The sequence below is a fragment of the Pseudomonas sp. RT4P38 genome (assembly GCF_054897765.1).
In genome coordinates this window covers 4,937,806-4,948,988 of sequence record NZ_CM142703.1, presented here as the reverse complement: position 1 = coordinate 4,948,988, position 11,183 = coordinate 4,937,806, and the positions used below count along the sequence as shown (strand labels likewise).

General features: G+C 59.3%; 7 protein-coding genes and 2 pseudogenes. 6 read left to right on the top strand and 3 right to left on the bottom strand.

All coding sequences use genetic code 11. The annotated features are described in order from the left end of the window. Positions 1–38: 38 nt before the first annotated feature. The 6 genes from ACYZT7_RS23020 (at position 39) to ACYZT7_RS22995 (ending at position 9,697) form a co-directional block, all read left to right on the top strand. The gene (locus ACYZT7_RS23020) at positions 39–521 is read left to right on the top strand and encodes a sigma-70 family RNA polymerase sigma factor (protein WP_056741950.1); all 483 of its coding nucleotides are present in this window, start codon (positions 39–41) and stop codon (positions 519–521) included. Between the two features lie 148 nt (positions 522–669). Then, a complete protein-coding gene (locus ACYZT7_RS23015; RefSeq protein WP_462038349.1) occupies positions 670–2,007 on the top strand; it encodes a lysine N(6)-hydroxylase/L-ornithine N(5)-oxygenase family protein in 1,338 nt (445 codons plus the stop codon). A 501-nt stretch (positions 2,008–2,508) separates the two neighbouring features. After that, positions 2,509–5,211 (top strand): magnesium-translocating P-type ATPase, encoded by a 2,703-nt coding sequence (gene mgtA / locus ACYZT7_RS23010; protein ID WP_462038348.1) that lies wholly within the window; start codon positions 2,509–2,511, stop codon positions 5,209–5,211. 94 nt (positions 5,212–5,305) lie between these two features. Continuing rightward, positions 5,306–5,719 carry a response regulator gene (locus ACYZT7_RS23005; protein ID WP_462038347.1) on the top strand — a complete coding sequence of 138 codons (414 nt, stop codon included), beginning with the start codon at positions 5,306–5,308 and terminating at the stop codon, positions 5,717–5,719. A gap of 120 nt (positions 5,720–5,839) precedes the next feature. Beyond that, on the top strand, positions 5,840–6,466 hold the full coding sequence (locus ACYZT7_RS23000; protein WP_462041851.1) for a response regulator: 627 nt from the start codon (positions 5,840–5,842) through the stop codon (positions 6,464–6,466). Positions 6,467–6,478: 12 nt separating this feature from the next. Then, a complete protein-coding gene (locus tag ACYZT7_RS22995) occupies positions 6,479–9,697 on the top strand; it encodes an ATP-binding protein (protein ID WP_462038346.1) in 3,219 nt (1,072 codons plus the stop codon). Positions 9,698–9,700: 3 nt separating this feature from the next. Here the strand turns inward: ACYZT7_RS22995 and dkgB are convergent. The 3 genes and pseudogenes from dkgB to ACYZT7_RS22980 all read right to left on the bottom strand — a co-directional run. Further along, a pseudogene (gene dkgB / locus ACYZT7_RS22990) lies at positions 9,701–9,859 on the bottom strand (2,5-didehydrogluconate reductase DkgB); the annotation flags it as partial. A 1-nt stretch (position 9,860) separates the two neighbouring features. Beyond that, positions 9,861–10,094: pseudogene (locus ACYZT7_RS22985) on the bottom strand (PaaI family thioesterase); the annotation flags it as partial. 104 nt (positions 10,095–10,198) lie between these two features. Further along, positions 10,199–11,107 (bottom strand): LysR substrate-binding domain-containing protein, encoded by a 909-nt coding sequence (locus ACYZT7_RS22980; protein ID WP_462038345.1) that lies wholly within the window; start codon positions 11,105–11,107, stop codon positions 10,199–10,201. Positions 11,108–11,183: the final 76 nt, after the last annotated feature.

Sequence of the window (11,183 nt, the reverse complement as noted above, 5' to 3'; positions counted from 1 at the left end):
GCTCAAGGACAGAAACCGCACCCCTGCGGCCGGGAGTCATGTTGGAAAACTACTATCGCGAGCTGGTGTGTTTTTTGAACGCCAAGCTGGGCAACCGTCAGGTGGCCGAAGATGTGGTGCATGACGCTTATCTGCGGGTATTGGAGCGGTCCAGCGACACGCCGATCGAGCAGCCTCGGGCGTTCCTGTATCGCACCGCGCTCAATCTGGTGATCGACGACCATCGGCGCAATGCCCTGCGTCAGGTCGAATCCCTGGAAGTGCTCGACAACGAAGAACGCTACTTCACCCCATCTCCCCATCACAGCCTCGATCACGGCCAACGGCTGGAGATGCTCCAGCGTGCATTGGCGGAATTGCCACGGCTGTGCCGCGAGAGTTTCCTGCTGCGCAAGATCGAAGGTCTGTCGCACCCGGAGATCGCCGAACACCTGGGCATCTCCCGGGCCCTGGTGGAGAAACACATCGTCAATGCGATGAAGCATTGCCGGGTGCGGATGCTGCAATGGGACGCCCATTGATCCATCTGCCCCATCAAAAAACAGTCTTAAATTTATTTTCATTGTCCTCGTTCCATACCAACAGACGATCTGCTGTCCTGCTCAAGGCCGGCCAGGTCACTTAGGCTTACTCCCCGTTTCTCGGGGGTTCATCCAGAGGACACTGGAAATGACACAGGCAATTGCATCGCCCATCGTTCACGACCTGATCGGCGTCGGTTTCGGCCCTTCGAACCTGGCGCTGGCCATCGCTCTGCAAGAGCGCGGGCCGAGTCAGGGCGAGGTGGATGTTCTGTTTCTCGACAAGCAGGCCGACTACCGCTGGCACGGCAACACCCTGGTGACCCAGAGCGAGTTGCAGATTTCCTTCCTCAAGGACCTGGTGACCCTGCGCAATCCGACCAGCCCGTACTCCTTCGTCAATTACCTCAAGCACCACGGTCGTCTGGTGGACTTCATCAACCTGGGCACCTTCTATCCATGCCGCATGGAGTACAACGATTACCTGCGTTGGGTCGCCGGGCAATTCACCGAGCAAAGCCGTTACGGCGAAGAAGTGCTGACCATCGAGCCGGTGCTGCACAACCAGCAGGTCGAAGCACTGCGGGTGATCTCGCACGATTCCCAAGGTCATCAGCACGTTCGCACCACCCGTTCGGTGGTGGTCAGCGCTGGCGGCACACCGCGCATTCCCGAAGCGTTCAAGGCGTTCAAGGGTGACAGCCGCGTGTTCCACCACTCCCAGTACCTGGCGCAGATGGCCAAGCAGGCGTGCGTGAACAACCAGCCGATGAGTATCGCGATCATCGGTGGCGGGCAGAGCGCGGCGGAAGCGTTCATCGATTTGAACGACAGCTTCCCGTCGGTGCAGGTGGACATGATCCTGCGTGGCTCGGCCCTGAAGCCGGCGGACGACAGCCCGTTCGTCAACGAAGTGTTCTCGCCGGAGTTCACTGACCTGGTGTTCCAGCAGGCGAGCAGCGAGCGCGAGCGTCTGGTCAACGAGTACCACAACACCAACTATTCGGTGGTGGACATCGACCTGATCGAACGCATCTACGGCATCTTCTATCGTCAGAAAGTCTCGGGCATCGCGCGTCATGTGTTCCGCACACTGACCACCATCGAAAAAGCCACCGCCACCGAGCGCGGTATCGAGTTGGCCGTACGCAACAACGCCACGGGCGAAGTTTCGGTTCGTCATTACGATGCCGTGGTGCTGGCCACCGGTTACGAGCGTCAGATGCACCGCAAACTGCTGGCGCCGCTGGAGCAGTATCTGGGCGATTTCGAGGTAGACCGTAATTACAAACTGATCACTGACGAGCGCTGCAAGGCCGGCATTTATATGCAGGGCTTCTGCCAGGCCAGCCACGGTTTGAGCGACACCTTGCTGTCGATCCTGCCGATCCGCGCCGATGAGATTGCCGGTTCGTTGTATGACCATGGCAAGGCACGTGGGCAGGGTCGGTCGGTGATGGACCTGCTGTTGGCGACTGCCAGCTGAGATTTTTAGCGGCTGTAAGGCCGTCATCGCGAGCAAGCTCGCTCCCACAATGAACCTGTGTTTATAGGACAAATGTGGGAGCGAGCTTGCTCGCGATAGGGCCCTCAAGAGCACCAAAAATGCTCAATCCTGAACCCTTCCTGAAGAATCCTCCGATTCTCCCTGCACAAGCCCAAGCATCGTTTACTCTCCAGAAATCGGGGCGTAAGCTTCGTGCGTTTTCAATCAATAGCGGAGACCCACAGTGGGTACTTGTTCGAGTGACAGTAGTCGGCCGGTTTCGATAACCGGCACCTTCCCGGCAAGATAACGCGCCACTTTTTTGTGCCGTTGTCTCGCCGAAAAGCGAGCAGCGGCATCCCGATCGCGGCCAGTCCTGGCCCGATTCCCGACGTCCTCTCATCGACGCTGAACCGTGCGTGATGTTCGACTTTGTGTCGTCATCGCGGCGTATCGACACGCCTGCTCGACGGTTTCCCGGCTGACCCTGGGGGAACTGCCATGAACCTGACCCTGCTTAAAGAATTCTTCGCCGGATTCCTGCACACCCGCCACATCGCCCGACACTTCCGTCGTCTGGCGCTGCTGGAAAACTTCACCGACACCACGGTCAGCCGCGAGGTGCCGCCCACCCTGGCGCAAACCCTGGTGAGGGCTGCCAACAGCGACACCGGCCAACTGCTGAACAACCTCGGCAGCCACACCGATGGCCTGAGCGAACTCGAAGCCGATGCACTGCGCGTGCAATACGGCCTCAACGAAGTCGAGCACGAACAGCCTCTGCCGTGGTGGACACACGTGTGGCACTGTTACAAAAACCCGTTCAACCTGCTGCTGACCTTGCTCGCGGTGATCTCCTGGCTGACCGAAGACATGAAAGCCGCCATCGTGATTTTCTCCATGGTGGTGCTCTCGACCTTGCTGCGCTTCTGGCAGGAAACCAAATCCAACCAGGCCGCCGACGCCCTCAAGGCGATGGTCAGCAACACCGCTACGGTGTTGCGTCGGGATGCGCAACGTACCGAGCTGCCGATCAAGCAACTGGTGCCAGGCGACCTGATCGTGCTCTCGGCCGGCGATATGATCCCCGCCGATTGCCGGGTGCTCGGCGCCAAGGACTTGTTTGTCAGCCAGGCCGCGATGACCGGCGAATCGATGCCGGTGGAAAAATTTCCCCGTCAACAGGACAGCGACACCCGCAACCCGCTGGACCTCGATAACATTCTGTTCATGGGCACCAACGTGGTGTCCGGCACGGCCATGGCGGTGATTCTCACCACCGGCAACAACACCTATTTCGGTGCACTGGCGCAGCGGGTGGGTGCTACGGATCGCGCACCCACCTCATTCCAGACCGGCGTCAACAAAGTCAGCTGGCTGTTGATCCGCTTTATGTTCGTGATGGCGCCGCTGGTGTTGTTCATCAATGGCTTCACCAAGGGCGACTGGACCGAAGCGCTGCTGTTCGCGCTGTCGATTGCCGTGGGCCTGACCCCGGAAATGCTGCCGATGATCGTCACCTCGACCCTGGCCAAAGGCGCGGTGTTCCTGTCGCGCAAAAAAGTCATCGTCAAACGCCTCGACGCGATCCAGAACTTCGGCGCCATGGACGTGCTCTGCACCGACAAGACCGGCACGCTGACCCAGAACAAGATCTTCCTGGCGCGCAATGTCGATGTCTGGGGCAACGACTCCGATGATGTGCTGGAAATGGCCTACCTCAACAGCTACTACCAGACCGGCCTGAAAAACCTGCTGGACGTGGCGGTGCTGGAACACGTGGAAATCCACCGTGAACTGAAGGTCGGCACAGCGTTTCGCAAGGTCGACGAGATCCCGTTCGACTTCACTCGCCGGCGGATGTCGGTGGTGGTCGCCGAGCGCGATCATTCGCACCTGCTGATCTGCAAGGGTGCGGTGGAAGAAGTGCTGGCGGTCTGCACGCGGGTGCGTCACGGCGAGGTCGATGAAGTACTGAGTGATGAACTGTTGACGCGGATTCGTCAGGTCACTGCCACGTTCAATGCCGAGGGCTTGCGCGTGGTGGCGGTTGCCGCGCGGCCGATGCTTGAAGGGCGCGAGACGTACAGCCTGGCCGATGAACAGGCGCTGACGCTGATCGGCTACGTGGCCTTCCTCGATCCACCCAAAGAAAGCACCGCGCCGGCCCTCAAAGCGCTGGCCGCCCACGGCGTCGCGGTGAAAGTGCTGACCGGCGATAACGAACTGGTGACCGCGAAGATTTGCCGCGAAGTCGACCTGGAGCAGCAAGGCCTGCTGATGGGCAACGACATCGAGCGCATGAGCGACGCCGAACTGGCGGTGGCGGTGGAGACCACCAATGTCTTCGCCAAACTGACGCCGTCGCACAAGGAACGCATCGTGCGTCTGCTCAAGGGCAACGGTCATGTCGTCGGCTTCATGGGCGACGGCATCAACGACGCGCCAGCGCTGCGCACCGCCGATATCGGTATTTCGGTGGACAGCGCCGTGGACATCGCCAAGGAAGCGGCGGACATCATCCTGCTGGAGAAAAGCCTGATGGTGCTGGAGGAGGGCGTGCTGGAAGGGCGTCGGACCTTCGCCAACATGCTCAAGTACATCAAAATGACCGCCAGTTCGAACTTCGGCAACGTGTTTTCGGTGCTGGTGGCCAGCGCGTTCATTCCGTTCCTGCCGATGCTGCCAATGCACCTGCTGGTGCAGAACCTGCTCTATGACATTTCGCAGATCGCCATCCCGTTCGATAACGTCGACGAGGACATGCTGAAAAAACCACAGCGGTGGCAGCCGGCGGACGTCGGTCGCTTCATGCTGTTTTTCGGACCGATCAGCTCGATCTTCGACATCACCACGTTTGCCTTGATGTGGTACGTGTTCGACGCCAATACCCCGGACCATCAAACCCTGTTCCAGTCCGGCTGGTTCGTGGTCGGGCTGCTGACCCAGACCCTGATCGTGCACATGATCCGCACGCCAAGAATTCCGTTCCTGCAAAGCCGCGCGGCAATGCCTCTGATGGTGATGACCGGAGTCATCATGGCCGTGGGTGTCTTCCTGCCGATGGGACCGCTGGCGCACTACTTCAAATTGCAGGCGTTGCCGTCGCTGTACTTTGTGTTCCTGCCGGTGATTTTGCTGGCGTACATGGCACTGACCCAGGCAGTGAAAGGCTTCTACATTCGCCGGTTTGGCTGGCAGTAAAGCGTGCACATTTAGGAAAGGTCCTACAGAAAACGCGACAGGTCTTCCGTAGCCTTGCGCCCTCACGAATCCGACACCCTCCTGGGGGCCCCTGTTGTCGAACAAAGCCTTACGTATCCTGATCGCCGACGAACTGCATTTTCACCGCATGAAGGTTGAGCGACTGTTCAATCAACTCGATTACCACCGGATAGCACCGGTGCACAGCCTGGAAGAGCTATTGACCCTGGTCGAATACGGTTGCGAGCCATTTGATCTGGTGGTCATCAATGCATCGCTGGCGGGTGGAGCGTTGAACCTGTTTGATTTTTTTCTCGATAACCCACAGGTTCATCACGCCTTGATCTACGACGGCCAGCAGGCGCAGTTGCCGCCCATTCCTGCTTGCGTTCAACAGCCCGTTCAGGTGAGCCATGCAACGTTGCCTGATCTGGCGTCCATCCAGCGGCTGATGGCGGTCATCGATCCTGATCTACCGTTCGTCGTCACTGTCATTTCTGTCAGGTAGTTGCATCCGGATTTCCATGCAAAAGTCTTTGCGCAGCCGGTGCATTTAACCGGGCCGGGCTCATGGGCATTGATCTCTCAATCGTCGTGTTTTTTTGCACAGGAAGTTGCCATGAAGTCAGTGCCGTCAGTACTGGTTGGAGACGATCATCCGGTGGTCCGTGCCGCGGTCAAAATGGTATTGAAAGAAGAAGGCTTCAACCAAATATACGAAGCGTCCAGCGGTAACGAGGTTTTATCGATTGTCCGGGAGCATTCACCCGATCTGGTGGTGCTGGATCTGGTGATGCCCGGTGGCGACGGGCTGGATGTGCTGGCGCGGATCCAGGCCAGCAAGGTGCCGTGCCGAGTACTGGTCTTCACGTCGCAGGAACCGATGTTTTATCAGGATCGGTGCATGCGCGCCGGTGCCGCGGCCTATGTCGCCAAGACCAATACTTTGCAGCATTTGCACAAAGCGGTTCATGCCGTGATGGCCGGTTATACCTATTTTGCCCAGCTACCCTGCGCGTCGGCGTCGCTGAACACGTTGCAACTCAGCGAAAAACAGATGATCGATAAACTCTCCGACCGCGAACTGGCCATCTTTCAGCATCTGGCCCGAGGCACGAGCAACAAGGAGATCGCCGCCATCATGCACCTGAGCCACAAGACCGTCAGTACCTACAAGACCCGTTTGATTGAAAAACTCAAAGTGAAAGCGTCGGTGCACCTGAGGGATTTTGCCAAGCGTAATCATCTGATCTGAGTGAGCCTGATCATGCGCAATTGTTTGTGGGCTCTGTTGTTGTTCTGTGTACTGGGAGCACCGGTTGTGGAAGCTGACGAGCCACAGCTTTTGCATTTGCTGGGGCGTTCGTCGGTGGAGGGCTATCAGGTCCAACTGAATGAAAAGGACTGGCAGTGGCTGCGCGACAAGCGAGTCTTGCGCCTCGGGGTGTCGGGGCCGGACTATCCGCCGTTCGAGATCACGCGCAACGTTGATGAGCTGGAAGGCATCACCGCAGACTATGCCGCGCTGGTGGCGCAACTGCTGCACGTCAAGATCGAGGTGCTTCGTTACCGCACACGCGAAGCGGCCATGAATGCGCTCAAACACGATGATCTGGACCTGCTCGGCACGTCCAACAACTTCGAGGCGGCCGATCCCGAGCTGACCCGATCCGCTGCTTATGCTGAAGATCAGCCCATTCTGGTGAGCCGAGTGGACGAGCAAATGCCCGTCGATCTGGCGGGTAAACGTATCGCCATGGTCGATGACTATCTCCCGTCGCAAACCGTCGAAGCCTTCTATCCCGAGGCCAGCCTGCAACGTTATGCCTCGGTGGTCGATGCGCTTGGGGCGGTGGCGTACGGGCAGGATGACGTCTACCTCGGTGACCTCATCAGCGCCAATTACCTGGTCAACTACAACAATCTCAATAACGTTCACTTGGTGGGGCCGTCCGGCCTCGACGCTAACCCCTTCGGTTTCGCATTGGCTGGCGGCAAGGTGCGTTTGAAAAGCATTGTCGACAAGGCCCTGGCGGCGATCCCCATGGATCAACGCTCGGCTATCGAGCATCGCTGGAGCGCAGGCAAGGCCAAAATGATGGGTCAGCAGCGCGTGAGTCTGAGCGCGAGTGAAAAGCGCTGGCTGGATCAGCACCCGACGGTGAATGTCGGCGTGGTCGAGAATTTTGCGCCGTTGACGTTTTACGACGCCCAGGGGCGATTCAGCGGGTTGACGGCGCAATTGCTGACGCTGATCAGCCAGCGCAGCGGCTTGAACTTCAACGTGCTGCGGGGGCATTCCCTGGACCAGCAGATCCAGCGACTCAAGGCTGGCGAGATCGACGTGTTGCCCGCCATCATCCCCACAACCGAAGGCGTCGCCGAGCTGCGATTTACCAGCCCTTACGTGACGAATCCGTACACGTTGGTCAGTGCAATCAGCCCCGGTAGCCCAAGGACGCTGGACGATCTGGCCGGCAAACGCCTGGCGATTTACCACAGCCATCCGATGCGCTCGTTCATTCAGGCAAAGGCGCCGGGTGTGCGGATGGTGGATGTCGAAAACCCGGCCCAAGGTCTGGAGTTGGTCATGAAGGGGCAAGCCGATGCCGCGCTCAGTTCGTTGTTCATGACCCGTTACCTGATTGCCCGGTACTACCGCGAGCATCTGCGCATCAGCAGTACGGTGGGCGATGAACCGGCGCGCATCGCCCTGGCCATCGGCCGTGATGCGCCGCAGTTGCAGTCGATTCTAAACAAGGCGTTGCTGAGCATTCCGCCCCAGGAGATGGACGAACTGGTGGCCCGCTGGAGCAATGATGTGGTGGTGGATGACAGCTATTGGCTGCGCCATCGCGAAGGGATTTTCCAGGCATTTGCTGCGGCCGGCGCCTTGTTGTTGCTCGCACTGGTGTGGATTGCCTGGCAGCGTCGGCAGATCCGTCAGCGCCAACAACTGCTCGGGCAATTGCAGGACGCCAAGAACGCTGCCGACGATGCCAACCGCGCGAAAACCACGTTTTTGGCGACCATGAGCCATGAAATCCGCACGCCGATGAATGCCCTGATCGGCATGCTCGAATTGGCGCTGAAGCGAGCGGAGGAGGGCGTCACTGACCGTTCTGCCATTGAGGTGGCGTCCGAAGCCGCGCAGCAATTGCTGGCATTGATCGGCGACATCCTGGACATCGCCCGCATTGAATCCGGGCATTTGTCGCTGACCCCTGAGCGGACCAATCTACGGACACTGGTGGAGTCGGTGTGTCGGGTTTTTGAGGGGCTGGCACGGCAGAAGAATGTGCAGTGGCGGGTGGAACTGGATGAGCACAGCGACCGTGACGTGTTGGTCGACCCCACACGCCTCAAGCAGGTGCTGTCCAATCTGCTGAGCAATGCGATCAAGTTCACTCGTGAAGGTGAGGTGAGCCTGACGCTGCAAGTGGACCCGGGGTTGCCGGGGCATCTGGCAGTCAGTGTGCGCATTGAGGACAGCGGCATCGGTATCAGTCTGGTCGATCAACAGCGATTGTTCAGCCCGTTCGTGCAGGCCGGTAACAGCCAGCAGTCCGGCCGTAACGGGTCCGGCCTGGGGCTGGTCATCAGCCGTTCTCTGTGCGAAATGATGGGCGGCCGATTGCAGCTCGTCAGCGTCCTCGGACTGGGGACCCAGATTGAAGTCAGCCTTGATCTGATCGCGTTGCAACCGTTGTTGACCCGCGAGTGGGTGGATAGCGGTTTGCAGGTGCTGACCCGGCCGCTGACGATTCTGGTGGTCGACGATTACCCGGCCAATCGATTGTTGCTCTCACGCCAGCTGAGCTATCTGGGGCATCGTGTGCTGGAGGTGGAGAACGGCGAGCGCGGTCTTGCGCAGTGGCGCGAACATGAGCTCGATTTGGTCATCACCGACTGCAATATGCCAGTGGTCAGCGGTTATGAGCTGGCAGGTGCGATACGCGATGAAGAGCGTGCCCATGGATTACCGCCGACGCTGATTCTGGGGTTTACCGCCAATGCACAACCTGAGGAGAAGGTCCGCTGCCTGGAGGCGGGCATGGACGACTGCCTGTTCAAACCGATCCGGCTGGAGGATTTGCGTGCCTGGTTGGCGTCTCGATTTGTGAGTGAGCCGCCAGCGCCGGTTGAAGAACAATTAACGTCCGAGATCGACTTGAGCGGCCTGGAGCTATACGTCGGTGACGACCGGACGCTGATCAATCAATTGTTGCGCGAACTGGCCGTGACCAACCTCTACGATCGCGATGATTTGCTTGCAGCGCACGTCAGTGGCAATTGCCACCGGCTGCAGGACCTGGCGCACCGTATCAAAGGTGGTGCGCGCATGGTCCGTGCAAAACGTTTGATCGAATGCTGCGAACATCTTGAGCGTGCCTGCGCCGAGGGGCGCGCGACGTTGATCGACGAGGCCGTCGATCAATTGCAGCACGCCATGGCGCGCCTGGATCAGAGCCTCAAGCGAGACTGACGCTTAATCCCAGTGCGGCGCGATGCCTTTGGGGCTGGTCAGTCGATGGCCGCGATCAAGACCCGCGATCAGCGCCATGTCGGCGTTGCTCAACGTCAGAGTGCGAGCCTGCAGGTTGCTTTCAAGGTTGGCGCGTTTGGTCGACGATGGAATCACTGCGTAACGTGCCCTGAAAGATGAAGATTCCGGCGGACCATTCGATCGGGATGAAGTCCATCAGCGTGCTGATCGGTGGCGAGGGCAGTTCACCGTTACTGATGCCTTGGAAAAACTCGGCGGGTGACAGGGCGCTGACCTCGGCCATGGACAGACTGCCCGGGCCGGCGAGGCGGGCGCGTATGGCCTGTTCCTGGGCGATCCATTGGGCGAGCGTGGCTTCGCGGTTCGGGCTTTGCATGGGCATGTCCTCGGACGGGAATGGATATTATGGTTGTAATCCTGATCGATATTATGTCCGAAATAAAAACTCCGCTACCCCTCATGTCATAACGCGACCTGTTGCTAGGCGATATCGCTGTGGCTGAACTCCTCGTCCAGAAAGTCGATCAATGCGCGCACCGACGGCAGCAGCCCACGGCGTGAAGGGAAGATGGCATGCACGATCCCGCATTTGGGTGCCCAGCCCGGCACCAGTTCCACCAGACGTCCGGCGGCGATGTCATCGCGCACCACCACGCTGGGCAGGTGGGCGATGCCGATCCCCGCGAGCACCGCGTGACGCAACGCCAGCAGGTCATCGGTGACCATTCGCGGTGTGTGTCGAATCAATGCGCTAGCGCCCTGCGCACCGAACAATTCCCACTGATATTCACGCTGCGCCGCGCCCCAGTGCAGACTCGGCAGGCCGCTGAGGTCGGCCGGGGAAGCGGGTGACGAAAGGTCTTCGCGAAAGGTCGGAGCGCCCACCAGGCACTGTGTGCTGTTGCCCAGTACCTTCATCACCATGTCGGTGTTTTCCAGCGGCGGAAAACGTACCCGCAACGCAATGTCGAAACCCTCATGGATCAGGTCGACCCGCCGGTTGGTGCTCTCGATGAACAACTCTACCAATGGGTACCTGAGCATGTAGCGGGTCAGCATCGGCCCGACCCAGGAGTTGAGCAGGGCCGTGGGGCAACTGATACGCACCAGCCCTTGGGGTTCGGAGCGATTGCGCTCGATCAGTTCGGCGGCGCTTTGCGCTTCCACGCGCATCGCCAGGCAACGCTGGTAATAGGCCTGGCCGATTTCTGTCAGTGAGCAATGCCGGCTGGTGCGGTGCAGCAGGCGTACACCGAGGCGCTCTTCTAGTTCGGCAATGCGTCGGCTGAGCTTCGATTTTGGCATGTCCAGCGCCCGGCCTGCCGGGGCGAAACCGTGGTGTTCCACCACTTGGGTGAAGTAGTAGAGGGTGTTGAGGTCTTCCACCATCGTTCTCCCTGTAGAACGCTAAGGCTGATTTTTGCAGTCTAGTGCATCAAAGGGTTCAGTTTTAAGCTTTGTCCAT